Origin of the sequence: Senegalimassilia faecalis, assembly GCF_004135645.1 — a bacterium.
GTDB classification, from domain to species: Bacteria; Actinomycetota; Coriobacteriia; order Coriobacteriales; family Eggerthellaceae; genus Senegalimassilia; species Senegalimassilia faecalis.
In genome coordinates, this window is sequence record NZ_SDPW01000001.1 from 2,419,404 (window position 1) to 2,443,828 (window position 24,425).

General features: G+C 60.1%; 20 protein-coding genes. 17 read left to right on the forward strand and 3 right to left on the reverse strand.

The annotated features are described in order from the left end of the window. Positions 1-4,539: an acyl-CoA dehydratase activase gene (locus ET524_RS10050; RefSeq protein ID WP_129425499.1), complete on the reverse strand. Its 4,539-nt coding sequence runs from the start codon at positions 4,537-4,539 to the stop codon at positions 1-3. 237 nt (positions 4,540-4,776) lie between these two features. Here ET524_RS10050 and ET524_RS10055 point away from each other — a divergent pair, with 237 nt between their 5' ends. After that, on the forward strand, positions 4,777-5,580 hold the full coding sequence (locus ET524_RS10055) for a YebC/PmpR family DNA-binding transcriptional regulator (RefSeq protein ID WP_129425502.1): 804 nt from the start codon (positions 4,777-4,779) through the stop codon (positions 5,578-5,580). Positions 5,581-6,098: 518 nt separating this feature from the next. Here the strand turns inward: ET524_RS10055 and ET524_RS10060 are convergent. Then, on the reverse strand, positions 6,099-6,692 hold the full coding sequence (locus tag ET524_RS10060; protein ID WP_129425504.1) for a hypothetical protein: 594 nt from the start codon (positions 6,690-6,692) through the stop codon (positions 6,099-6,101). 154 nt (positions 6,693-6,846) lie between these two features. Between ET524_RS10060 and ET524_RS10065 the strand changes: the two genes are divergently transcribed. The 15 genes from ET524_RS10065 to ET524_RS10135 all read left to right on the forward strand — a co-directional run bounded on the left by ET524_RS10065 (position 6,847) and on the right by ET524_RS10135 (position 20,619). Beyond that, the gene (locus tag ET524_RS10065) at positions 6,847-7,095 is read left to right on the forward strand and encodes a DUF4160 domain-containing protein (RefSeq protein ID WP_129425506.1); all 249 of its coding nucleotides are present in this window, start codon (positions 6,847-6,849) and stop codon (positions 7,093-7,095) included. 9 nt (positions 7,096-7,104) lie between these two features. Further along, positions 7,105-7,551: a DUF2442 domain-containing protein gene (locus ET524_RS10070; protein WP_129425508.1), complete on the forward strand. Its 447-nt coding sequence runs from the start codon at positions 7,105-7,107 to the stop codon at positions 7,549-7,551. 191 nt (positions 7,552-7,742) lie between these two features. Then, complete coding sequence (gene ruvC / locus ET524_RS10075; protein WP_129425510.1) at positions 7,743-8,348, forward strand: crossover junction endodeoxyribonuclease RuvC; 606 nt, start codon at positions 7,743-7,745, stop codon at positions 8,346-8,348. Further along, positions 8,345-8,947, forward strand: a complete 603-nt coding sequence (ruvA, locus tag ET524_RS10080) for a Holliday junction branch migration protein RuvA (protein ID WP_129425512.1) — start codon at positions 8,345-8,347, stop codon at positions 8,945-8,947. Before ruvC ends, ruvA begins: the two co-directional genes overlap by 4 nt. 40 nt (positions 8,948-8,987) lie before the next feature. Next, a complete protein-coding gene (gene ruvB, locus ET524_RS10085; RefSeq protein ID WP_129426220.1) occupies positions 8,988-10,034 on the forward strand; it encodes a Holliday junction branch migration DNA helicase RuvB in 1,047 nt (348 codons plus the stop codon). Positions 10,035-10,167: 133 nt separating this feature from the next. After that, positions 10,168-10,578: a hypothetical protein gene (locus tag ET524_RS10090; protein WP_129425514.1), complete on the forward strand. Its 411-nt coding sequence runs from the start codon at positions 10,168-10,170 to the stop codon at positions 10,576-10,578. Between the two features lie 29 nt (positions 10,579-10,607). Continuing rightward, positions 10,608-11,585, forward strand: coding sequence for a C-terminal binding protein (locus ET524_RS10095; protein WP_129425516.1), 978 nt, complete (start codon positions 10,608-10,610; stop codon positions 11,583-11,585). Positions 11,586-11,754: 169 nt separating this feature from the next. Continuing rightward, complete coding sequence (gene nrfD, locus ET524_RS10100; protein ID WP_161566694.1) at positions 11,755-12,666, forward strand: NrfD/PsrC family molybdoenzyme membrane anchor subunit; 912 nt, start codon at positions 11,755-11,757, stop codon at positions 12,664-12,666. A 25-nt stretch (positions 12,667-12,691) separates the two neighbouring features. Then, positions 12,692-13,102: a GntR family transcriptional regulator gene (locus tag ET524_RS10105; protein WP_129425520.1), complete on the forward strand. Its 411-nt coding sequence runs from the start codon at positions 12,692-12,694 to the stop codon at positions 13,100-13,102. Next, positions 13,086-14,054: a slipin family protein gene (locus ET524_RS10110; protein WP_129425522.1), complete on the forward strand. Its 969-nt coding sequence runs from the start codon at positions 13,086-13,088 to the stop codon at positions 14,052-14,054. Before ET524_RS10105 ends, ET524_RS10110 begins: the two co-directional genes overlap by 17 nt. Before the next feature lie 401 nt (positions 14,055-14,455). Then, positions 14,456-15,226 carry a DmsC/YnfH family molybdoenzyme membrane anchor subunit gene (locus ET524_RS10115; RefSeq protein WP_129425524.1) on the forward strand — a complete coding sequence of 257 codons (771 nt, stop codon included), beginning with the start codon at positions 14,456-14,458 and terminating at the stop codon, positions 15,224-15,226. A 22-nt stretch (positions 15,227-15,248) separates the two neighbouring features. Next, on the forward strand, positions 15,249-17,873 hold the full coding sequence (locus ET524_RS10120) for a molybdopterin-dependent oxidoreductase (protein WP_201738780.1): 2,625 nt from the start codon (positions 15,249-15,251) through the stop codon (positions 17,871-17,873). Positions 17,874-17,897: 24 nt separating this feature from the next. Beyond that, positions 17,898-18,476 (forward strand): 4Fe-4S dicluster domain-containing protein, encoded by a 579-nt coding sequence (locus ET524_RS10125; RefSeq protein ID WP_129425526.1) that lies wholly within the window; start codon positions 17,898-17,900, stop codon positions 18,474-18,476. A gap of 97 nt (positions 18,477-18,573) precedes the next feature. Further along, entirely contained in the window at positions 18,574-19,326 is a 753-nt protein-coding gene (locus tag ET524_RS10130) for a TorD/DmsD family molecular chaperone (protein WP_129425528.1), read from the forward strand. Between the two features lie 24 nt (positions 19,327-19,350). Continuing rightward, positions 19,351-20,619, forward strand: a complete 1,269-nt coding sequence (locus tag ET524_RS10135) for a radical SAM protein (RefSeq protein WP_129425530.1) — start codon at positions 19,351-19,353, stop codon at positions 20,617-20,619. 61 nt (positions 20,620-20,680) lie between these two features. On the opposite strand, the gene ET524_RS10140 is transcribed toward ET524_RS10135, so the two are convergent. Continuing rightward, the gene (locus ET524_RS10140) at positions 20,681-22,657 is read right to left on the reverse strand and encodes an elongator complex protein 3 (RefSeq protein WP_129425532.1); all 1,977 of its coding nucleotides are present in this window, start codon (positions 22,655-22,657) and stop codon (positions 20,681-20,683) included. A gap of 585 nt (positions 22,658-23,242) precedes the next feature. On the opposite strand from ET524_RS10140, the gene ET524_RS10145 reads away from it, so the two are divergent. Further along, positions 23,243-24,424 (forward strand): cysteine desulfurase family protein, encoded by a 1,182-nt coding sequence (locus ET524_RS10145; RefSeq protein ID WP_129425534.1) that lies wholly within the window; start codon positions 23,243-23,245, stop codon positions 24,422-24,424. Position 24,425 lies beyond the last annotated feature (1 nt).

Consider the following 24,425-nt stretch of genomic DNA (forward strand, 5'->3'; position numbering starts at 1 on the left):
CTACTCCTTGCTGTTTTCGCTGGTAGATGCATCGGACTGTGGGTTGCTGGCGTTTGATTCGCCGCCGACTTCGCCTTCTGCCGCCTGCGCTTTGGCGTTCATGATGAGCATTTGCAGGCGGTTTTCGATGTTGGCGAAGCTGACGTCGGGGTCGTAATCGAGCGGCAGGATGTTCGCGTCGGGATAGCGCGCCTTCAGCTGCTTGACGATGCCGCGGCCGACGACGTGGTTCGGTAGGCATCCGAACGGCTGCAAGATGACGAACGACCGGCAGCCGCGGGCGGCGTGGTGCAGGATTTCGCCGGGGATGAGCACGCCTTCGCCGGCGTCGAACGTGTGGTGAATGATGGGGTCGGACGCTTTCACAAGCTCGGGCATGCGGCAGGCTGGCTCGTAGAGCGGGTGGGCCTGTGCGATGCGGTCGCACACGTCGTGCGTGCTTTCGAACAGCTGGTTGGCGATGCGGTTGAACGCCTTGGTGGAGGGCGGCTGCGAAACGTGGAACTCGCGCGCCTGGGCGTCCTGGTAGAAGTACGTTTTGCGAATGACGTCGGTCATGCGCGCTTCGATGACTTCCAGGCCGTTCGCCTCGAGGTACGCCTCGATGTTGCGGTTGGCGCCGGGGTGGAAGTTCAGCAGGTATTCGCCGACGATGAGCACCTGCGGGCGCGGGTGCGAGCGGTCGTAGCGCACGCGCGACATGACGGCGATGGCCTGCTTGAAGCCACCGACGGCGCCGTGCACGCCGCTTTCGCGCATGCCGGTCATAACCAGGTTGATGGCCTGGTCAAACGCGGCGTCGGCGCTGCCGGGTTCAAGTTCGTACGGGCGCATTTTGCGCAGCAGCTCTTCAAGCGCGTCGATCATGGGCAGGCCGAACGCGATGCGCACGGCGCTGCCAAGCGACATTTTGAAGCCGGGGTGCATGTTGTGCGCGTCTTTGTCGTCGTTCGTGATGATGGGGACGTAGCTGTACCCGGCGTCGTCGAGCGCCTTGCGCAGCAGCGCCGCGTAGTGCGTCAGGCGACAGTCGCCGATGTACTTGCCCGTGCCGATGGCGACGGTGCGCGGGTCCCACTGCCCGCTGTCAAGCGCGGCGAGCGCTTCGCCGATGGTCATTTGCGCCGGGAAGCAGATGTCGTTGTGGACATAGCGTTTTCCCAGTTCGATGGCGTGTTCGCGGCCAAGGTCGAGCGAGATGGCCTGCACGCCCTGGCGCGCGAACGCCGCGGACATGAGCAGAGAGAACGCGTGCGAGGTGTTCGGCACAAGGATGGTTTTGATGCGGCGATCGGCCTTCTCGTACTTGACGGGGTAGGGGTCGGGCAGCGGGCGGGGCTGCGGCGTGCGGCATTCGCCGTTGGCGCACCCGCGCGCGTTTTCGGCTGTTCCGCGCGCGCGGCGCTCGTCGATAGTTTCGATGAACGAGCGGACGCGAATGCGCAGCGGGCCGGCGACATCGGACTCGTCGAGCTTCAAGATGAGCGGGGATGCGCCCGAGCGCTCGCGCATGAGGCGGCAGATTTCGTCGGAGAGGTAGGCATCGTGGCCGCAGCCGAAGCTGACAAGCTGCACGTATTCAAGCGCCGGGTTGTCGGCAGCGATGACGGCGGAGCCGAGCATGCGCTGGTGGAAGTTGTTCACCACGTCGAGGCGGCTTTTCGACAGGTCGACGTCGCCGACGCCCGGCACAGCGTCGGGCGGCAGCACGGCGTGGCCGAGCTGCGCGAGCATTTTCGGCAGGTTGTGGTTGACAAGCGGGTCGTTGTGGTACGGGCGGCTGGCCAGCACGATGGCGTAGCTGCCTGCTGTGCGCGCGGACTCGATGGCACGGGCGCCGGCTTCGGTGAGCAGCGACTTGAACGCGTGTTGCGCCCTGTCGGCTTGCTCGATGGCCTTATGCGCTTGATATGCGGGAATGTCGAACGTGTTCGCCAGATACTCCGTGAGCTGGCGGTTGCGGTCCCGCGTTGCGAACCAGTGGAACAGCGGCGTGTCAAACGGGATGCCCCAACGCGCTTCGGGATCGTCCGAGCTTTTCACCACCATGGGGTAGCCTTTGACGACGGCGCACATGGAGATGGACGTGCTGGCCGCGTTTTCGCTGGGAACCGTGGTGATGATGGGCATGAAGATGCGATCGACGCCGGCGCGCGCAAGGTCGAGGATGTGCCCGTGGACAAGCTTCGCCGGAAAGCAGATGGTGTCGGACGTGACGTGCGGCAGGCCTTCTTCGAACATGGCGCGCGTGGAGGGGCGGCTGACATGGGCGGTGAAGCCGAGCGTGCGCAGCAGCGTGCTCCAAAACGGCATGGTGTCCCAAAACGCCAGCACGCGGGGGATGCCGATGGTGATGTGGCGGTCGGGCGCGACCTGCTCGATGGGCCAATCCTGGAACAGGAGCTTCTGGCGCGCCTCGAAGAGGTTCTCGCCTTCGCCGGTTTTGCTGCCTGTCTGCTTGAGCGCTGCGCGCACGTCGGGGCTGTTGGGCGCGCCGACGATTTCGCCGCGCGGGCAGCGGTTGTTCGTGACGAACGTGGAGCCGTCGGGGAACGTGATGATCGTGCGGTTGCAGTGGTTGGCGCAAAACGGGCACGTGACGTTTGCCTGCTGGCGGTACGTGAAGCCGTCGAGCGCGTCGAGTCCGATAAACGTGCTGGTGGCGGGCGTGTTTTCGGGTGCGCTGGCGTTTGCGGCGTTCGCGTTCGCCCCCGCCTTCGCCATGTGCTGCTGGGTGAGCAGCGCGACGCCGATGGCGCCCATGAGGCCGGGGTAGGGCGCGCGCGAGACGGGGCGGCCGAGGTGCTGGATGAGCGCGCACAGTACCGCGTCGTTGCGGAACGTGCCGCCTTGCACGACGATGCGGTTGCCGAGGCTTGCCAGATTGGGCACGCGCACGACCTTCGTGAACACGTTGGCGATGATCGAGCGGCACAGGCCGGCCATGATGTCGGCGGGCGTGCGGCCGTTTTTCTGCTCGCTGACGATGCTGGAGTTCATGAACACCGTGCAGCGGCTGCCGAGCACGGCGGGTTGGCGGCTTGAGAACGCCTCTTCGGCGATGCGTGATGTGGGGATGTCAAGCGCCCGTGCGAAGTTTTCCAGGAACGAACCGCAGCCGCTTGAGCACGCTTCGTTCACGACGATGTTGCTGATGACGCCGTTGTCAAGCCAGATGGCCTTCATGTCCTGGCCGCCGATGTCGAGGATGAACGTGGCATCGGGGATGAAGCGGGTTGCGGCGTGTGCGTGCGCGACCGTTTCGACGGTGTGGAAATCGGCGTGCAGGGCGCGCGCGAGCAGCAGCTCACCGTAACCGGTGGTGCCGACGCCGGCGATGTCGAACGTGATGCCGGCGGCGGCGTAGCTGTTTCGCAGGTCGACGAGCGCGCGGCGGGCCACTTCGAGCGGGTCGCCTTCGTTGTTGGCGTAGAAGTTGTCGATGAGCGTGCCGTCGTCGGCGACAAGCGCAAGCTTCGTGGTGGTGCTGCCCGAATCGATGCCGAGCCACGCGCGCAGCACGCCGTTGCGCGTGTGGGAGCGCGCGGCGGCGCTGTGCGGCCCGTGGGATTCGGCGGGAAGCTTATAGCGCTGCTCAAACTGCCGGCGCGCTTCTTCGCTTTCGAAAAACGGCTGGCCAGGGGCGTGGTCGGTGTCGGCGCTGGTGAAGTTCGCAAGGCGCTTTGCGGCGGCTAGCGGGTTGATGTCGGCGGACGTGTCGGTGAAGATGCCGGACAGCGCAAGCGCCGCGCCGCGCGCCACCATGGTTTCGGGGTGGTCGGGCACGATGGCCTGGTCGGCGGTAAGGCCGAGACGTTCGGTGAACACGTTGATGAGCGTAGGGTTGAACGTGAGCGGGCCGCCCTCGAAAATGACGGGCGCTTGAACGTCGATGCCTTGCGCAAGGCCGCCGAGCGTTTGCTTGGCGATGGCGTGGAATGCCGATAAGGCCAGGTCATCGCGGGAAGCGCCCTGGTTGAGCAGCGGCTGGATGTCCGTTTTCGCGTATACGCCGCAGCGCCCGGAGATGTCGTAGACGGTGCGCCCGCGCGCGGCGGCTTCGTTGAAACGCTCGATGGGCAGGTTGAGCACCGAGGCAATTTCGTCGATGAACGCGCCCGTGCCTCCGGCGCAGCTGCCGTTCATGCGCATGTCGGCGACGTCGAGCGCACCGGTGGCTTCGTTGACGCGGAAGAAGATCATCTTCGCGTCTTGACCGCCGAGCTCGATGGCGCAGCGGGTGCGCGGATAGAGCTCCTGGATGGCGCAGGCGTTTGCGACGACTTCCTGCAAAAACGGCACGTCAAGCGCGCGGGCCAGGGGCGCCGCGCCCGACCCGGTAAGCGCAAGGCGCACGCTGGCCTGCGGAAACGTGTTCGCGATAAGCGTAAGCGCGGCGCGAACGCTTTCGGCTTGGCGCGCGCCGTGACGTTGGTAGGACGTGTGCAAAAGCGCATGGGTGCGTGCGTCGAGCGCGCAGATTTTCGTGGTGGTCGAGCCGACGTCGATGCCGACGTTGATGGCCGAGACGCTGTTCATAGCTTCACCTCGGGTAGTGCTTGTGGGCCGCTTCTAGGCGGCATAGTTGTCCTTTCTAGTATATCCAACACAATGTTGGGATTAAATCGACAAGATAATGAATTATGTATGGTCGAAGGCTGTTTTTGCTTTTGCCGTTTGCAGACGCTATGAAGGGGGTGAGCAGGACGGTGAGGGCTGTTGACAAGGGTGCTAGAATAATCAGCTGGTATTTGCTGTAATTTGAAGGGACGTGTTATGTCAGGGCATTCTAAGTGGGCAACCACGAAACATCGCAAGGCTGCGCAGGACGCTAAGCGCTCCGCTTTGTTCTCCAAGCTGTCGCGCAACATCACCGTTGCGGCCAAGGAGGGTGGCGACCCGAACCCCGACAACAACGCGTCGCTGGCCGCCGCTATCGAAAAGGCCAAGGGCTACTCGCTGCCGAAGGACAAGATCAAGACCGCTATCGACAAGGCGTTCGGTTCCGGCAAGGATGCCGCGAACTACGAGACCGTCGTGTACGAAGGCTACGGCCCGTGCGGCGTTGCCATCTACTGCGAGGCGCTGACCGACAACCGTAACCGCACCGCTGCCGACGTGCGCGCGGCGTTCACTCATGCGGGTGGCAACCTGGGCACCTCCGGTTCCGTGTCCTACATGTTCGAGCGCAAGGGCCAGATCATGGTCCCGAAAGAGGTTGAGACGGGCGACAAGAAGCACCCCATGGGCCCGAACGGCGCCGCTGCGGATGAGGAAGAGTTCGAGATGGCCGTCATCGAGGCCGGTGGCGACGACTACGAGGACGCCGACGAGGAGTGGATCGTCTACACGCAGCCGTCCGACCTGATGGCCGTGAAGAAGGCCCTCGAGGAGCAGGGCGTGCAGGTCAAGGGCGCTGAGATGACCATGGAGGCCACCACGCCTGCTACGGTTACCGCCAACGACGCGAAGAAGGTCATGCGCCTGGTCGACCGTCTGGAGGAACTTGAGGACCTGCAGAACGTGTACCACACCATGGACATCACCGAGGAAATCGCCGCGGCTCTGGAAGAAGAGTAAGCAGCGCGAAAATTTTGCGGATCGAAAGCGCCCCTTCGCCAACCGGCGGAGGGGCGCTTTTTGTGCCTGGAGTGGTTTCGAGTCAATTCTCCGCTTTGCAGTAGACGTTCTGTCGCGCCTCTGACGGAATGGTTGCAGGGAGAGGCGCTCTCTTAATCAGCTCATAGTCTGATAAACGAGGGAACTCCCTGTTGAGTTTCGCTTTGTAGTACCATCTTAGGGCATTTTGCAGGTTTCCTCTCGTGTCGTGGCCTTTGAGAGTGCTAAGCGACTCGTGCATTCTGTCATTGGTCGATACTGCGTAATCCAGCGAATAGCCAAGGATCTTTTCGGCCGATCTAGCTCGAGATAATCTTGATCGTATCGCCTTGTCGGTGAGTGTTTTGTTCGAGTTGTAAAGCTTATTTAGCAGGATGGACTCAACCATGGTTGCATCCTTTCTAGGGTTTAGAGCGTCTTTGTTTATGCTGGGGCGTTTCAGGTTGCGTTGAAAGCTGGTTTTGCGAAATGGAACGAGTCTATTTATGCTGGCTGAGGTAGAGCAAGACGTGTTTGCCGAAATTGCCAAATTGCGATTTGCTCCAATAGGGAACAGAGCGTTCCAAAGACAGTAGGGCATTTTGATAGTCCGATGCATTGAACTCATTCTGAATTTTGCTCATGTAAGTTTCTAAATCCGCCATCTTCATGTTGCGGGTGTTAGGTTTGCCTTTGACAAGGTTGTCGAGGATGGTCAGGTAGATGAAGGCGCTTCCCGGATTCATTCCGGTTGAATTCGAAACTTCGGAAGCAAGCGAATTTGCGGAATAGCCGAATTGCCTCATTTTAAGGAATGCTTGCCAAACCGCTTCCACCATTTCTTCCGTGATTCGCTTGCCGGTTGGTTTGGATTCGAAGCGAGGATCTGATTCCGGAGTCGGAGCTGGTCGATCTGTTGAAGCGTGGTTTGCGGGTGGGGGGGTTACGGCGGATAGAGGAAGCTTACCGTCCATGACGGTTCTGCGGATGAATAGGGACAGGGCCATTTGCGTATTCATTCCGAGCGCGTTGTATATTTGTTCGGCTTCAGAAGCCAGTGTTTCATCGATTTCAAACGAGATGGTGATGCTCATAGGAAACCCCTTCCTAGTGATTACGTATCACTAATAGTAAAAGGAAGTTCACTATCGGTCAATAGAGAATAGTGAATATAGTGAATATGTTGTAAACATCACGACATCGTGATATCATTGCGATACAGGTAGACTTGGTAAAGAGACGTTGCATATGCCGGTAATTGCTCGATTTTATGGAATCGTTATCAGGATGTACTTCCTTCAATCCGAGCATAACCCTCCGCATATTCATGCGATATATGGAGACGACACTGCTGCTTTCGAGATCGATACAGGCGAGTTGCTTGACGGGCCGAAACGGGCAAAGACCATGGTCGAAGAATGGGTTGAACTAAACAAGGGCGAGTTGCTAACCATGTGGGAGACCCAGGTATTTAAGAAGCTTTCGCCGTTGGAGTAGGTGATTAGCATGTTCCATAAAGTGAAAGAAGTTTTTCCGCAAGCGGATTTGATGCTCAACGTCATGTTCGCGGATGGAACGACGAAAGAATACGATGTTGCTCCTTTGCTCGAGAGGTTCGAGGCGTTTGCGCCGCTGGCCGACGGGGGGTTGTTCAACGCAGTCAGCGTTGATCCTGGTGGGTACGGCGTATCTTGGAACGATGACATAGATTTGTCATGTGATGAACTTTGGGAGCATGGGTCGGTCGTAAAAACGCCTTTTGATGGGCTGATGGCTTTTTCGACTGCCGCCGATCTTTGGGGCTTGAACGACTCGACGTTGCGAAAAGCGCTGGTGTACGGAAAGATCCGCCCAGGAATAGATGCCCGAAAATACGGTAAACAGTGGATTGTGACGCGTTCGGCGATGATTCGGGAATATGGTGATCCGCAAGAAATAAAGCAGGTGCTGTAACGCAGGAAGCCTATTTGATAGGGTCCGGGTTAAGAAGGCCTTTGCGGCAGTAACGTTCGACCTGGGAATTTCGTGTGACTTGCAGGTGATTTTAGCGACTCTTAGGAAAGCGGCGAGTTTCCTTATGAAAGCGAACGTTTGTGTGGTAATATGTTGACGAACATACGTTTGTTTTTCGTGGAAAAGGTGTTATGGCTGCTAGAACCATATTGGGGATTGATCCTGGCTTGGCTAATACCGGTTGGGGTATTGTGCGCCAAAGCGGGTCGCGCTTGGAATGTGTGGCGTATGGGTGCGTGTCTACGCCTGCCGGGGTGGAGTTGTCGCGGCGATTGGCGAAGATTCACGAGCAGATCGATGCGGTGATCAGCCATTTCGGGCCAACGTGTTTGGGTATCGAAACCGTGTGGTTTGGTCAGAACATCACGGCGGCGTTCGCCACGGGGCAGGCCCGCGGGGCGGCCTTGGTGGCGTGCGCGCAGCACGGGCTTTCCGTTGGCGAGTTCACACCGCGGCAAATCAAGATGGCCGTGGTGGGAACGGGCACGGCGGACAAAGCGCAGGTGCAGTACATGGTGAAAAAGCTGTTGAGCTTGCAGGTTGAGCCGAAGCCCGATCACGCGTCTGACGCGCTGGCTGCGGCTATTTGCTACACCACGCACGAAGGTTTCGGCGGCGCGGGTGGGGCTGACGCGTTGGCGAAGCTGGAAGCGCGCGGCCGCGTGATGGCGGGCGCTGGAACGGGTGGCCCGGCAGGCGCGGCGGCTCGTAAGATTTTGGAAGAAGGTGCGCGATGATTGCGTTTTTGAAGGGCGTGCTAGCAGGGAAAACAGCGAACTGCGCGTTTATCGACGTGCAAGGTGTTGGCTATGCGGTGGGCATGTCGCAAGGCGCGCTTGCGAAGTTGCCTGCTGTGGGACAAGCGGTGCAGGTGCATACGTATTTGCAAGCATCGGACAACGGCATTGCGTTGTATGGGTTTTTAACGCTTGAGGAAAAGGCGCTGTTTGAGCGCTTGATTGGCGTCAGCGGTGTTGGCCCGAAGGTTGCGTTGGCGGCGCTTTCGTCGTTCACGCCCGAAGCGCTGGTGGCTGCGGTGCAAGCGCAGGATGTGGCGGCGGTGCAGAAGATTCCCGGCGTGGGAAAGAAAACGGCATCGCGCATTATCTTGGAGCTGAAGGGATCGTTCGACCAGGGACTTGCCAGCTTGTTCGATGCATCAAGCGCACCTGCTTCGGCGGTCGCAGCCGCGGCGGAGCGGTTGAAGGGTGCTCGCGAAGCGCTGCTGGCGCTCGGATTCGCTTCGGCGGAAGCAGATGTTGCGTTAAAGGGCGCTCCTGAGGATGCCGACGAAAACGCGCTGATAAAATACGCGTTGAAACGACTGGGCAACTAATGGAGCACGTATTGTGGCAGATGGAGTGAAAATAGAGGGCATGGTGTTCGAGGCAGGTGCGGGCGCGCCTGCGCCCGCAGACCCGATGCAGCGAGCAGTAACGCCTGATTTGACCGAGGATGACCTGGCGCTTGACCGCAGCTTGCGGCCGAAACGTCTGGGCGATTACCTTGGGCAGACGAAAATCAAGGAATCGCTGGCCATCCTCATTCAGGCGGCGCAAGAACGCGGCGACGTTGCCGACCACATCTTGTTTTCAGGTCCTCCGGGCTTGGGCAAGACAACGCTGGCAACGGTCGTGGCCAACGAGCTGGGCGCGAACATCAAGACAACCAGCGGGCCGGCCATCGAGCGTACGGGCGACCTTGCGGCCATCCTGACGAATCTCGAAGAAGGCGATGTGCTGTTCATCGACGAGATTCATCGGTTGAACCGCATGGTCGAAGAGGTGTTGTATCCGGCGCTTGAGGATTTCGCGCTTGATATCGTGGTGGGCAAAGGTCCCGCTGCGCGGTCTATTCGTTTGGATCTGCCGCGTTTCACGCTTATCGGCGCAACCACGCGCACGGGTTTGCTGACAGGGCCGCTGCGAGACCGCTTCGGCATTGCCTTCAGGCTGCAGTACTACACGCCGGAAGAGTTGGCGGCTATTGTCCAGCGCTCGGCTTCCATTTTAGACGTGCCCATCTCCTATGATGGTGCATTGGAGATTGCGCGCCGCAGCCGCGGCACACCGCGTTTGGCGAACCGCATGCTCAAGCGCGTGCGCGATTGGGCACAGGTTCGCGGCAACGGGGTAATCGATGAGGATGTTGCGGCTCAGGCGCTGAGTTTCTTCGAGGTTGACCCGCTTGGCTTGGACGCTGTGGACAACCGCATTCTTGAGCTGCTGTGCGTGCAGTTTGGCGGCAGGCCCGTGGGCTTGACTACGCTGGCATCGGCTTTGGCGGAAGATCCGGATACGCTTGAGGATGTGTACGAGCCGTATCTGATGCAGCAAGGGTTGTTGATCCGCACGCCGAAGGGGCGCCAGGCAACCGAGCGCGCGTATGAGCATCTGGGGATACTGCATGCGCCGAACGCGTAGGATTGCGTTTCGGCTGTAGCGCGAACCGGTAAGCGTTGGATGGTAGGTGGGCTTTGAGAATGTATGAAGCCGTCTGCTGCTCCTGCGCATCGGCATTGATGGCGTGGCCACATTGAGCGGGAAAGGGTAGGTTTTGTTCGAGCAAGATTATCTGATGAAGTTGCTGCTGGCGTTTTATCAGGCCATGTTTAAAAGCCTGCGCCGCGTGATGGATGAAGACGAGGATCCCAAAGAGGCGGCAGACACCCTTGACGAGGTAGTGGGCAACGCTATCGGCATGGACGGGAAAAGCCTGCTGTCGCTGGCGCCCGAGTCGATAACGGGCGTTTTGCAGATATCGGGGACCGACCCTCGCGTCACGGAGTTCGTGGCTCGCAGCTTGTTGCTGTCGTCTCAGTATTTGACGCAGGCTGGCCAAACGGCGCTTGCCTCGCTGCGCGCGGAGCAGGCTCGCGCGATTGCGCAGGCGTATGGGTTCGAATTGCCTGACGACCCCACCGATTTGTCTGACTTGAAGGAAATGGCCGAGCAGGCAAACGCGTAGCGGCAGACACACACGATAGGGGTTTCGCGATGGCGAAAATCGTTGCAGTTGATACGGACTTTGCGGACAATAACCTGGAAGCTGCCATGGCGCAAGAGGCCGGCGTCGACTTCGAAGCCACGCGCGGTCGCACGGTGGAGGCGGTAATCCGCAGCTTGCAGGAAACGGGGGCGCAAGGCGCAGTGACGTCGTACGCCTTATTCCCGCGAGAGGTGTTCGAAGCGTGTCCGAACCTGAAGGTGGTCAGTCGCACGGGCGTTGGCTACGACGAGATTGATGTAGAGGCGGCAACGGAGCATGGCGTTGCTGTGTGCAACGTGCCCGGATACGGAACGGAAGTGGTGTCCGACCATGCCATTACGCTTGTTTTATCGGTACTGCGTCGCATTAACGAACTTGATGCCGACATGCGCCGGGGAGTGTGGGATTACGCTCGCACGCGCCCGCTTGGCCAGTGCCGTGGCCGTACGTTCGGCGTCGTGGGCATGGGCGAGATTGGGCGCGCTACGGCTCGCAAAGCGGCCGGTTTGGGTTTTGACGTAGTGTGTTGGTCGCGAAGTCTAAAGCCGGGGCGTCGAACTCCCGAGGGTTACCCGGTGCTTCGGTTGGAAGAGCTGCTGCAACAGGCGGACGTGGTGAGCTTGCATACGGCGCTGACGCCCGAGACGCATCATCTTATCGATGCGCAGCGTCTTGCGCTTATGAAGGACAGTGCTGTGCTGGTGAACACGGCGCGCGGCGCCGTGGTGGACACCGTGGCACTTGCGCAGGCACTGTGCGAGGGCAAGCTGTGGGGCGCTGGCTTGGATGTATTCGAGGAAGAGCAGCCGTTCGACTTCAGCCACCCCATCATGAAGGCACCGCATGCGGTGCTGTCGGCCCATGCAGCATATTGGTCGGAAGAGTCGGGACGCGAGCTGCGCCAACGTGCCATGCAGGCAGCAATCGATGCGGTGCAAGGGCGCGTTCCGGTCGATTGCCTGAACCCTGGGGTGTTCTCGCGCTAGACCCATTTGCAAGGCGGGGGGCTGCTTGTGCGATGGCGGGACCGAGCATGCGGCAGCAGGAATGCGCGATAAGGCGATTACCGCATGAGCAAAGAGGGCGCCGTGCTTGCATATCGAAGTGTCGTGCGACAGTGGTATGCTGTCCGTAGCAAACGAGAGAGGGGGTTGCATGACATTCAGCGAACTGATTGCGGTGTACCTGTTTTTGGGTGGAGCGGCAGCGGGCGCGTATGTTGTGCAGGCCACCCTTGACATTTGCAACGGTGTTGCGCAACGTAAAGGACGAAGCGATTATCGTGCACCAGAGTTTCTGTGCGAATCAACATATCGGCGCGTAAGGCGAATCGTTTATGGTGCATCGCTGGCGATAATAGCTGCTGGCGTCGTATGTCTTATTGCGGATTTAGGCCGTCCTGAAGCGTTCTACTATCTGCTGATCTATCCGACGGGGAGCTTGGTCTCCATCGGCGCGCTTGCGTTGTCGTTGTTGTGTGCGAGCCTTGTTGCCTCGTTTTGCGACGCAACTTTTACCATGGGCCAGTGCGCTCGCAGAGCGTTGCGGGTGATAAAAGTGATGGGGATACCCGTTGCCGTGGTGGTGATGGCGTACACGGGCATGCTGTTGAAAAGCGTTGTGGCGGTTAAGCTTTGGCAGTCAATGTGGCTTCCGGCGCTATTTGTTGCATCTGCGCTGTCGTGCGGCTGCGCCATCGTGCTGTTGGGGATGTGCGCTTGTGAAGATCGTCGCGCCACTAGACGTTGGGAGGCCGGGTTGCTGCGGGCCGATATGGTGGTTATCGTGCTTGAAGTTGTGGCAGCGGTTTTCTTGCTAGGGGATATTGCGGGCGCGTCTGGCTTGTCTGCGGTGTGGAGTATTTTGGCGGGAGCTCAATCCCTACTCTTTTGGGTGGGGTTCGTGGGATGCGCGTTACTATTACCCTTGGCTGTTGAAGGCGCTGTAAACATCACAAGAAGTCGTACGACGGTAGCAGCAACGGCGTCGGTTTCGACGCTGGTGCTGGTTGGCGGTTTGTGCTTGCGGCTTGTCATGGTGGCGGCGGGCGTTCAGCCGGTGGTATGAAGTTGAGATACGAGAAAGATTGCGCGTGAAATTGAGCAAAGAGGCACCAGCATTTGAATTCGACGAGAGCAGCGACTTGCCGCTGTGGGTTCAGCTGCGCAACAGGATGGCGTATCTCATTAACTCGGGCTTCTATAAAGCGGGGGACAAATTGCCCACGGTAAGGAAGTACGCGGCGGATCTTCGCATTGCGTACAACACGGTGAGCAAAGCGTACATGGGACTTGAACGCGATGGGTTCGTAACCACGGTGCGTGGAAGCGGCGTATTCGTGAACGATCCGGAGAAGATACGAAAAGCAAGCGGGCAAGTGGATGCGCTTGTCGAGGACTTCATGAAAAGCTGCTTGAAAGAGGGGATGGCGTACGAGGACGTCCCGAAGTTGGTATCGGCGTGCGTGAGAAGGATGAAGAGGGAGCATGAGAAGCAAAAATAACAACGGCGGGCAGGCGCTCGGCCAAAAAGACACGTATCGTCGCTCCGAAATGGAATTCGGCGTAGCTGCCGAAGCGTATCGGTCCGACCCGACGAAAAAAGCAACACGCAACGGCGCGACATTGATAACCATCGTGCTTGCGATCGTAGCGTTTTGCCTGGTGCTAGGCGCGTCGGCTCTTATTGCGCATAAACTGACGCTTGTAGGCATTGTGCTTTCGGCGATTATCGGCTTGGCGGTACTGTCCTCGGTTCATGTGTGTATGGATTGGGAACGCGTTGTGGTCATGCGTCTTGGACGTTTCAATCGGTTGGCCGGGCCGGGCCTGTTCTTCACCGTTCCCCTGTTTGAATTTTGTACGTTGCGCGTGGACCAGCGCATGAACGCAACGCCGTTTGGTGCAGAAGAGGCGCTGACCAGTGATTTGGTGCCGCTTGATGTTGATGCGGTGCTGTTCTGGGTGGTGTGGGATCCCGAAAAGGCTTGCACCGAGGTTGAGGATTATCACTTTGCCGTGGCGCTGTCGGCTCAAACGGCATTGCGCGATGCGATTGGCCGTGCTTCGCTGTCCAACGTGGTGATGCGTCGCCATCAGCTTGATCAAGAGCTGCGCGAGGCGGTTGAGGAGAAGGTGTCGGACTGGGGCATCTCTATCGTGTCTGTTGAGGTGCGCGACTTGATTATCCCGAAAGAATTGCAAGGGGTTATGTCGCTTGAGGCGCAAGCTGAGTGTCGCAAGAGCGCTCGTATTACGTTGATGGAAGCCGAGAAAGACGTGTCGGCAATTCTTGACGAAGTGGCACAAACGTACAATCACGACGAGGTCGCGCTTGCGCTGCGCAAACTCCATCTGACGTATGAAGGTATGCAGGACAACGACAGTACGCTGGTGGTGCCGAGCGCGTACAGCGAGGGTTTTAACGTGAAGGGTGACGAAGTGTCCGCGAAGTAAGTGTCGCATGGGGAGTGTGCGGCACATAAGGCAGTGTGCGGCTAATCCTGAGGAAAGCAATAAGGTATGGTTCGAGGGTCGTTTGACTGAACTGCGCAGATGACCTGGTGTTTCGTTACGGCTCAGTCAACAAAAGCGCATACCTGCTATTCTCAAAATAAGATAATATATAGAAAAATTGTCGTGCGACACTATTGATTGTCGCACGACAATTTTGCTATAACAGCCCATGGAGGGTTTCAGCTGATTTCCTACAATCGTATAACGCCGATTCAAGAAAGACCGTTTTGCGTGCAAGGCGCAAACCAATGAACGGTTTCGAATCGGAGCGATGCGCGCGGGCGAGGCGCGTATCGAAGGCTGCGCCGATTTTCAGGCGCAAGGAAATAGAGGAGGGAAACATGGGACTTGAATCCCTGTTTGCATTCACGTTGCTGGGGGGCGTTGCTGCGGGCGCATATGTGTTCGAAGCCTGCTTTACCCGCAAGCGTTCCGGCGAGCGTCCGTGGCTGCTTCCGCTGGTGGTGGTTGCGCTGTTCGCCATTGGCATGATTGCCGCTTCCGCCCATGTGCAGAGCATTCCACGCGCTATGGGCTCCCTGACCAGCGGAACGGTGAACTTCGGTTCCGGCATGGTGCGCGAGGTTGCCGTGTCCGGCGTGTTCTTCGTGCTGGCGCTCATCGACATGATCGTCACGTTCGTGAAGAAGGACAGCCCGTTTGCGCTGCGCGTGGTCACCGCCGTGTTCGCGGTGCTGTGCATGATTTTGATGGCAACGGCCTACATCGACGTGTACGGCAACCCCGTGTGGACGGACGCTCCTGCCACCGTATTGAGCTTCTTGGCGGGCGACCTGGCCGCGGGCTTGGGCCTGTGCGTTGCGCTTGGTGCCGCTGACCTGGGTGAAAAGCCGGTTGCGAACACGATGATCGCAATGGACGTTGTCCTTGCCGTTGGCATGGCGCTTGAGATCGCCGCATTCAGCGCGGCCGGCGCAAGCCCGGTCATGCAGATTGTCGGCCTTGTGGTGGCCCCGGTTGCATCCGCGGTGTTGACGCTGTGCGCATCTAAGTTCGCAAACAAGCAGATGCTGGCCATCATCGTGTGCGCCGCTCTGATTATCGGCGTTGCCGTTGCCCGTTACGCGTTCTACGCGACGTGCGCGCTGTAGGGAATCGAAGGGGGATATTACTGTGAGCTCCAACAACATTTCCCGTCGCGGCTTTTTGGGCGCCTCCGCGGCCGTTATGGCCGGTGTGGCTGGTTTGACTGCAACCGGTTGCTCTGCGGAGTCGAGCCTTGAAGCTGTTGACAAGCATGAACTTCCCGTTGATCCGGCAAAGGACGGCGAATGGATTTCGGCGGCATGCTGGCACAACTGCGGCGGCCGTTGCATGAACAAGGTTATGGTCAAGGACGGCGCCGTGGTGCGTCAGAAGACCGACGACACGCACGAGGATTCGATCGAGAACCCGCAGCAGCGCGGTTGCGTGCGTGGCAAGGCTCAGCAGCAGCAATGCTTTGGCTCCGACCGCATCCTGCACCCGCTGAAGCGCAAGGGCTGGCAGCCCGGTGGCGGCGAGAAATCGAACGGCCAGATGCGCGGCAAAGACGAATGGGAAGTCATCAGCTGGGATGAGGCCATTAAACTTGCTTGCGAAGAGATCAAGCGCATCTCCGACGAGTATGGCCCGACCGGTTTCTATTGCAAGGCGAACAACACCACGCTCAACGTGCTGTCCGGCTATGTGCGCGGTTGGGACACCACGTCGCACGGTACGTACACGCTCGATGTGACGAAGATGGGCCTTCCGGTGACCGACTGCGGCACGGGTGAGGCCGACACGTCCAACGACCGTTTCGACCTTGAGAACGCCGACTACATCATCATGTGGTCTTCCAACCCTGCTTGGTCTGCGGCGGGCACGCCGATCAACTACTGGATCAACGCGCGCGACAAGGGCACGAAGTTCGTGTCGATCGACCCGCTGTACAACGCGTCGGCCCAGATGCTCGATGCCGAGTGGGTGCCCGTGCGCACGGGCACGGACATGGCACTCATGTTCGCTGTGGCCTATGAGATGATGCGTCTTGACGAGGAAAAGGGCGGCATTATCGATTGGGACTTCCTGCATAAGTACACGGTTGGTTTCGATGCGGAAAGCATGCCGGAAGACAAGACCATCGACGAGAACCTGAAGGACTACATTCTTGGCAAATACGATGGCGTGCCGAAGACGCCGGAGTGGGCTGAACCCATTTGCGGCGTGAAGCCCGAGCAGGTGACCGAGCTTGCCCAGATTCTGTCGAAGAACAACAAGGTCATGATTCTGCACAATTACGGCATGGCTCGCTGCAATGGTGCCGAAATGCTCCCGCAGCTGCTGATTGCGCTTGGCGCCATGGGCGGCCATATGGGCAAGTCCGGCCACGCCACGGCCAGCGCGTACCACGCGAACGCCGGCAATGGCGGCGCGCGCCTGGTTTCCGCCGGTTCCGCGAAGATGGTCAAGACGTCCGACCCGGTTACCACGGGCGTTCGCCAGCCGCAGATGTACGAAATCATCAAGAATGGCGGCGGTCATACGCAGGACGTTTCGAACGCCTACGGCTCGTTCCATGAGCCGAAGCCTACCGAACTTGGCCCCATCAAGTGCATCTATCATATGACCGACGCGGTGCTGCAGACGTCGCTGAACCAGAAAGAGGGCATCGAGGCTCACCGCGCTGTGGACTTCGTGCTGACGTTGGCCCAGTTCATGACCACGAATGCGCGCTACTCCGACATCATCCTTCCCGTGACGACCGAGTGGGAGCGCTGCGGCGGCTTCGGCGGCTACAATAACCGCGAGTACCTGCCGTTCTACACCCGCGTCACACAGCCGCTTGGCGAAGCGAAGACCGACCAGGAAATCGGCGAGCTGCTGATCGCTGGCGTTGGCAAGGACCCGAAGCTGGCGTACGACAAGACCGAGGACCAGCAACTGTACGAGCAGATTGCCGGCTGCAAGGTTATGGGCGATGACGGCAAGATGAAGACGCTGGTCACGCTGACTGCCGAAGACATCAAGGGTCTGAATGCGGAAGGCGAGTCGCAGGAGGGCATTATCACGCTCAAGGAGCTGAAAGAAAACGGCGGTTACCAGTTCCCGCGCAAGCGCGATGACAAGTATGGCCACATCGGCTTCAAGAAGTTCGTGGACGACCCCGAGGCGAACCCGCTGAAGAGCAAGTCTGGCAAGCTGGAGATCTACTGCCAGGCCCGCTATGACCTGATGGCCTCGTTTGGCTTCCCGGGCATCGAGCAGTACAAGCCGTACCCGACGTATGTCGTGCCGGTCACGGGCTATGAGTCCACGTTCAAGGACGGCAAGATTGGCGGCGAGAAGGGCGAGTACCCGTTCCTGATGTTCAACCCGCACTACCTGCGTCGTTCCCACACGGTGTTCGATAACTGCCCGTGGCTTCGCGAAGCTTGGGCGAACCCGGTGTTCCTGTCCCGCAGCGATGCTGAGAGCTTGGGCATTGAAGATGGCGACACGGTGCTTTTGACCTCGCCTTATGGCAAGGGCCTGCGCAACGCCGCCGTTATGGACGTGCTTATGCCTGGTATGGTTGGCGTGCCTCACGGCGCATGGGTTGATGTTGACGAAGAAACGGGCATCGATATGGCCGGTTCGGACAACTACCTGATCGGCAGCGAATATGCCGGCATGGGCGTTTCTGGTTACAACAACCAGATTTGCAACGTTGAGAAGTACACCGGCGCACCGCTGGGTCGCGACTGCGACAAGCCGGCGCGTTGGAGCGCGAACTAGAGCTGCGGATAAGGAGAGCGAATCATGAGCGTTGGATTCTATTTGGATCAAAGCCGCTGCACTGGTTGCCGCGCCTGCCAGGTGGTGTGCAAGGACAAGAATCGTCTTGAGGTGGGTACGCTGTACCGCGAGGCGCATTCTTACACCGTTGGGGAGTTCCCGAGCGTGAAGGGCTTTAGCTATTCGTTCGGCTGCAACCATTGCGATGATGCCATTTGCCTGAAGAACTGCCCGACCGGCGCTATTTACAAGGCTGCCGACGGCACGGTGATTCAGGACCAAAGCAAGTGCATTGGTTGCCGCATGTGCGTTATGAGCTGCCCGTATGGCCAGCCGAAGTATTTCCCTGAGAAGGGGGTGTCCGGCAAATGCGATGGCTGCTACGGTTTGCGTCAGGAAGGCGCGCAGCCCGCATGCGTAGCGGGTTGCCCGAACCGCGCCCTGGATTTCGGCGACGTGGACGAACTTCGTGCGAAGTACGGTAGCAACCTGGACAACGGCACCATCGTCGTGTTGCCTTCGCCCGAGGAAACGCATCCCAACATCTTGATCAAGACGAAGGAATGCGCCTTTAGCGAAGACGCGCGCGAACTTACCTGGTAAGAAGCATTTTCCGCCGCATGGTGCTCGGGCGTCATGCGGCGGTTTTTTCTTTCGGTGGGATTTTGCCGTATGCTGGGAGGTGTTTGAAGGAGTGCAGATGGGTAACAAGGAACAAGAAGCTTGCACGGCCATGAAGCTGGCGCAGCGCACGTACCTGTGCAGTCTGTTCCACGGGTTGTTCGGAGGGGCGGCTGACAAGAAAATGGCGGCGCTGCTGATTGCCGACGAGACAAAAGGCGCGCTTTCGTGGCTTGAGGAGTCGCTTGCGCATGACAAGGAAATTGCGGCAAAACGCATCGGGCTGTCGGAGCGCACGCTGGGCGAATGCGTCGATGAGGCGCTGGCCTGCGTTGACAAGCTAGCTAGCGATGGCGATGTTGAGGGTATCGCGACAGTTTTGCGGGAAGATTACCCGAAGCTATTCCAGGTGCCGGGCGATGCGTTTGTCAGGCCATGGGAGTCGCCGTACGTGAGCACCGATGGCATGCTGTTTCGCGAAAGCACGCTTGATGTTCGCTCGTTTTACCATGACGCGGGGTTTCACTTGAAGGCCGAGCAGCATTTTCCGGACGACCATATCGCCGCGATGATGGATTACCTGGCGAAAATGGGGCAACGCACTTACGAAGCGTATGCGGATGGCGACGACGCGGCAACGGCGGAATTGCTGCGCACGCAGGCTGATTTCGTGCGAAAACATGTGCTGACGTGGGTTGATGCTTTTGCAGATAAGGTTGTGCAAAACGACACGCGGGCGTATTACGCCGCGTTTGCCGGTGCCTTGGCGGCTTTTGCATGGACTGACGGTGCTTTTGCCGATGAGCTTGCCAGGGAGCTTGCCGCGGCGTAGCGCGTGCGGTTTTGAGGGGGATGTGTGGACATTCGCGAATATGCGCAGGCGTTTGACCAGGTTGAGCGCGATTACGAGGAAGCGGTTGCGGCGTTCGGCGTTCCGTTCGAGGCGGGCGAGTCGTGCCCACGCAGCGAGCGGGTGCGCGTGGCCGGCGCATGCGGGGCTTGCTGCGAGAACGGCGGCGGGTCGCTGCGGCGTGGGTGGATCTCGCCGGCGTGCATGGCGTGCCGCACGGGCGAGCGCACGGCTACGTTCTTCGTTGACTTGCGCTGCACGCGAAAGTGCTACTTTTGCTTCAATCCCAATCAGGACCATTACGAGTACTTTCTATCGCACAAGCGCGATATCGTTGCCGAGCTTGAGCAAGCGCATGCCGCCGGGGCGCGTTTTGATTGCCTGGCGGTGACGGGTGGCGAGCCGCTGCTGCACAAGGACGAGGTGGTTGCGTTCGTTGCGCGGGCGAAGGAGTTGTTCCCGGGCGTGCACGTGCGCTTGTATACGTGCGGCGACCTGCTTGACGACGAGTGTCTGGCCGCGTTGGCGCAGGCGGGGCTTGACGAGCTGCGCTTCAGCATCAAGCCCGATGACGTGGCACGCATCGATGCGCCGGTGTTCGAGCGCATGGCCGCTGCGGTTGCCGCTGTGCTGGACGTGATGGTGGAGATGCCCGTGATCCCGGGTACGTTGCCGGAGATGAAGGCCATGCTTTCGCGCATCGACGGCATTGGCGTTCGCGGCATCAACCTGCTGGAGTTCTGCTTCCCGCTGTGCAATGCCGACGAGTTTCGAAAACGCGGATTTGAGCTGCGAAAACACCCGTTCAACTACCTGTACGATTACTGGTATGGCGGTGGCGTTCCCGTTGCGGGCAGCGAGGCCGAGGCGCTGGCGCTGCTGGAGCACGTCGAGCGCGAGGGGCTGCGTCTGGGCGTGCACTATTGCAGCTCGGACAACAAGAACACGGGGCAGGTGTTCCAGCAGAACAAGGTGTTCACCTGCGATGATGTTGTTCGCGGGGCGTATCCGTGGCTGACGGCGGATGCGGGCGACCGGTTCTTGAAGTGCGCGAAGGCGTTCGGCGCCGATGCGGTGCGCGTGCGCGATTGGGCGCAGCGCGCTGGTGTGCCGTGCGATTTCGATGGCAAAGTGCCGATGGCGGCGATTCCCCTGGCGCAGGTGGACGCTGCTCGTTCGGCGTGCCCGAACGTGCGCTTTGCGGAAAGCGCAAGCTTGTTCGAGCAGCGCGAAGGTGCGCTGTACCTGCGAGAAGTTGGCGTGCGCGAACTTTGAGATGAAAGCGCCCGCTGCAATGTCGGAAGTGCATTGCAGCGGGCGCTTTGCGGTTTTGGGGCTACAGCTGTCGTTGCTGGTACAGGCCGTTGTCGGTGAAGCCGCGGGCGCGGTAGTAGCCGCGTGTGCCGACGGCGCTGATGACGTTGATGGCCGAATAGCCTTCGTTGCGGGCGATGTCGCAGGCGCGTTCGATGAGCTTGCTGCCCAGTCCGCGGTGCTGCGCGTTTTCGCCGCCTTGGTGCAGGCCGGCCACGCGGCCGTACACGTGCACTTCGCGAATCATGGCTTCGCCGGGGTGTATGGGCAGGTCGCAGGCGTGTTCGGCAACGTATTGCGCGCGGGGTAGCGACAGACGCAAAAAGCCGGCGATACGGTTGTCGTCGCGCACCCATTGCAGGAACACCTCGTGCGTGTTCGCCGTTTCGTAAGCAACCTCTGCAAGCGTTAGCTGGTCGCCCGCGGCCGCGCCGAACGCGATTTCGCGTGTGCGGATTTCCTGCACAGGCGCGCCGCGACGTGAAAGCTCCTGGTCAACAAGCTGTCGCAGGTTCACTTTCTTGTTGCCGGTCATGATGTCGTGCGCGGAAATGTCGCGGATCATGCGTGAGATGCGGGTGAACGGCGGCGTTGCCAACATGTCGTCGGCAAGCAGGTTCACCAGCTCGTTTTCGGTGTAGGGGCGCCAAGTGCCGCGGTGCCAGCGGTCCACTAGCCCCGTTCCGTCCACCAGCGCGCACGGGTACAGCTTGACCTCGTCGGGCTTGAACGCGGGGTCGTCCACCATGCGCAGATAGTCGGCGGCGTCGGATTCGGGCGTGGCGCCCAACAGGTTTGTCATGAAGTGCGCGTGCGTTTTGAAGCCGAAGATGCGCGCAAGCTCGAACGCTTCGCGCATGCGGTCGGTGCCGATGCCGCGGTGGTTTGCCGCAAGGATGCGCTCGTCCAGGCTTTGGATGCCCATTTGCAGCTTCGTGCAGCCGAGGCGGCGCAGCGTGGCCAAGCGCTGCGGCGTGACGGCGTCGGGACGTGTTTCCACCACCAGGCCCACGCAACGGTGCTCGGCGGTTTCGTTTGCGCGTTGTAAGGCTTCTAGCTGGGAAAACGTTGCGGTTTGCCATGTGGCAACGGCGGCCCAGCCAGTTCGGGGCGTTTGAGCGGTTGCGTGAGCATCGGGCGTGCTGCTGACAAGATGGGGGGAGCCGGGGCAGCCGGAGACTCCGGTTGCTTGCTTGGCGCCTGAGGTTTTGATTTGCGCAAAGATCGCGTTGTCGCGAGACGACTGCGCGTTCGCTGACGTCCCGCAGGCGTACAGTTCGCGCACCGTTTGGTTATAGGTTGCTTGTCCGGCGGTGACGCGCGCCTGCGCCTTGGCGGCCCAGGCGGCAAGGTCGTCGCGCTCGTTGGCAATGCCGGCGCTGCGGTAGCGTTCGCGACGCGCCTGCGCTTCGTGCTCGACGGCGGCTTCGCTGCTCATGTCGTTCAGCGCGCGGAACAGCTCGTGCATGTACCATATCTGGTACGCATCGGGGTAGTCGCTCCACGTGCCGCCAAGCACGATGAGCTCGACCTTGTCGGTGACGTGCCCCATTTGGTGCAGCGTGCGCAAACGTGCGGTGACCTGCAGATACGGATCGAACCAGTTGCGCTCGGCGCGCTGACAGGCCGGCTCGTCGTGCAGGTAGCTTTTCGGCATGCGCACGTCGTTGGGGCAGTACAGGCACGCGCTTGAGCACGGCCACGGCTTTGTGAGCACGGTAACGGTGGCCACGCCCGATGCGGTGCGGCGCGGCTTGACCTGCAGCGTGCGAACCAGGCGCGCCTCAAGTTCGGGCGAGATGTCCCAGCTGGCCCACGTTTGGGGCTGGTGCGCCTTGATGTCCTGGTAAAGCGGCAGCAGGTTTTTCTTCGCCACATGGCGAACGGGGCCTGCGACCTCGCGGTTTCGTGCGCGGATGATGCGGTCGAGCGCGTTGGGGTCAAGCGGGCCGCTGGTGCGGCGCAGCTTGGAGATGATGTTCAGCAGCGTTTTTTCCATAGGCGGTATTTTACGGCATGTGCGCCCTTGCGAAACGTGTTCGCAGCGTGTAATATGCGACGTACGGTGCCCCGGCATACCGGGCGGCATTGTACGTTAGATTACCCGGCTAGTTTTCGAAGGGCAAGCCGGGTTCTCTTTTTGTACGCATGCAGTTCACTAATTCCGGTTGGCTAAGCCAACAATTCCGATAACAACCGTGAAAATCGCGCAGAGCGCAATGACCGTTTGAGTATCCATCGGCGGCACCTCCTTGTCGCAAAAGAAGGCCGCCCGGCAAGCGAAGCACCGTTTGGCCAGTATGCGGCAAATAATTCTTGAGATAAAGGCTTGTAATTCGAAGGACGTGACCCCGGGGTGGACGAAAAATCCCGAGAGCGCCCGAAATTGTTATGCAAACGTAGTGCAATCCCACGAAAACGCCATGATTGAACTGCGGTTTTGCCGATTATCGATGTTTCTGCGCTGAACTGCGACCGGTTTACCCACATTATGAAGCGCGGGTTAGAATGATGGGCGCTATCAAAGATGCGGCAGCGCCGGCAAGCGCGGCCGCGTGTGGGTTGAGTACGTGAAGGCAAACGCATGGAAGACACGCTGACATATTTAGACAACGCGGCCACAACGCAGCCGCTGCCGGAAGTTGTTGCGCGCATGAACGAGGTGCTGGCGGAAAGTTGGGGCAATCCCTCTTCGCCGCACGCCGTGGGACGCAAGGCGAAGGCGGTGCTTGAGGAAAGCCGCGCTGTCATTGCCGATGCGTTGGGCGTGGATGCTGACGAAGTGTACTTCACGTCGGGCTCAACCGAGTCGAACAACCTGGCTATCCGCGGCGCGTGCTTGGCGCATCGCGAGCATCCGGGGCAGATTATCACGTCGTCGCTTGAGCATTCGTCGGTGACGCGCACCGTGCGTGGCATGCGCCGCGACAGCAAGTGGCCGTGCGCGTATGTTGAGGCGCCAGATGGCATGCTTGACCTGGGGCAACTGCGCGAGCTGCTGCAGGCGGGGCCCACGACGCTTATCACCATGATGCGCGTGCAGAACGAGGTCGGCTGGATTTTCCCCATTCCGGAAGTTGCGGCGCTGCGCGACGAGCTGGCGCCCGAAGCGCTTTTGCACTGCGACGCCACGCAGTCGTTCGGCAAGCTGCCTACGTGCCCGCGCGAGTGGGGCGTGCAGCTGCTGACGGCCGGTGCGCACAAGATCGGCGGTCCGCGCGGCATCGGCATTCTGTACGTGCAGCGCGGCGTGAAGATGTTCACCACGGCGTTCGGCGGCAACCAGGAGCGCGGGCTGCGTTCGGGCACCGAACCGGTGTTTTTGGCGGCGGGCATGGCCGAGGCCGTGCGTCTTGCCGTGCGCGACGGGGAAGCGAATGCGAAGCACGCTGCCGACCTGCGCGAACGGGCGATTGCGGGGCTGTGTCACGAAATCGGCGACGTGGTGATCCACGCGCCTGCAGGCGGCAGCCCCTACATTTTGAGCTTCAGCATCCCCGGCGTGCCGAACACGCAGTCGGTGCGCTACCTGTCCGATCGCAGCGTGTTCGTGTCGCGCGCATCGGCGTGCGAGGAAAACCACACGACGGTGGCGCCGGGCACGTGGCGCGGGAAGCATCCGCTGTCGCTGCAGGCGGCGGGCATCTCGCTTCGCGAGGGCAGGGAAACGCTGCGCGTGAGCTTCTTCCATCAGAACACGTCGGAAGACGTCGACCGCTTTGTTACCGTGCTGGCGCAATGCGCCCGAGAGATGCGCGAGTCGTAAG

Coding starts and splice junctions, on each gene's coding strand:
- ET524_RS10050 (WP_129425499.1), bottom strand. CDS start 4,539: ATGAACAGCGTCTCGGCCATCAACGTCGGCATCGACGTCGGCTCGACC.
- ET524_RS10055 (WP_129425502.1), top strand. CDS start 4,777: ATGTCAGGGCATTCTAAGTGGGCAACCACGAAACATCGCAAGGCTGCG.
- ET524_RS10060 (WP_129425504.1), bottom strand. CDS start 6,692: ATGAGCATCACCATCTCGTTTGAAATCGATGAAACACTGGCTTCTGAA.
- ET524_RS10065 (WP_129425506.1), top strand. CDS start 6,847: ATGCCGGTAATTGCTCGATTTTATGGAATCGTTATCAGGATGTACTTC.
- ET524_RS10070 (WP_129425508.1), top strand. CDS start 7,105: ATGTTCCATAAAGTGAAAGAAGTTTTTCCGCAAGCGGATTTGATGCTC.
- ruvC (WP_129425510.1), top strand. CDS start 7,743: ATGGCTGCTAGAACCATATTGGGGATTGATCCTGGCTTGGCTAATACC.
- ruvA (WP_129425512.1), top strand. CDS start 8,345: ATGATTGCGTTTTTGAAGGGCGTGCTAGCAGGGAAAACAGCGAACTGC.
- ruvB (WP_129426220.1), top strand. CDS start 8,988: ATGGTGTTCGAGGCAGGTGCGGGCGCGCCTGCGCCCGCAGACCCGATG.
- ET524_RS10095 (WP_129425516.1), top strand. CDS start 10,608: ATGGCGAAAATCGTTGCAGTTGATACGGACTTTGCGGACAATAACCTG.
- nrfD (WP_161566694.1), top strand. CDS start 11,755: ATGACATTCAGCGAACTGATTGCGGTGTACCTGTTTTTGGGTGGAGCG.
- ET524_RS10110 (WP_129425522.1), top strand. CDS start 13,086: ATGAGAAGCAAAAATAACAACGGCGGGCAGGCGCTCGGCCAAAAAGAC.
- ET524_RS10115 (WP_129425524.1), top strand. CDS start 14,456: ATGGGACTTGAATCCCTGTTTGCATTCACGTTGCTGGGGGGCGTTGCT.
- ET524_RS10125 (WP_129425526.1), top strand. CDS start 17,898: ATGAGCGTTGGATTCTATTTGGATCAAAGCCGCTGCACTGGTTGCCGC.
- ET524_RS10130 (WP_129425528.1), top strand. CDS start 18,574: ATGGGTAACAAGGAACAAGAAGCTTGCACGGCCATGAAGCTGGCGCAG.
- ET524_RS10140 (WP_129425532.1), bottom strand. CDS start 22,657: ATGGAAAAAACGCTGCTGAACATCATCTCCAAGCTGCGCCGCACCAGC.
- ET524_RS10145 (WP_129425534.1), top strand. CDS start 23,243: ATGGAAGACACGCTGACATATTTAGACAACGCGGCCACAACGCAGCCG.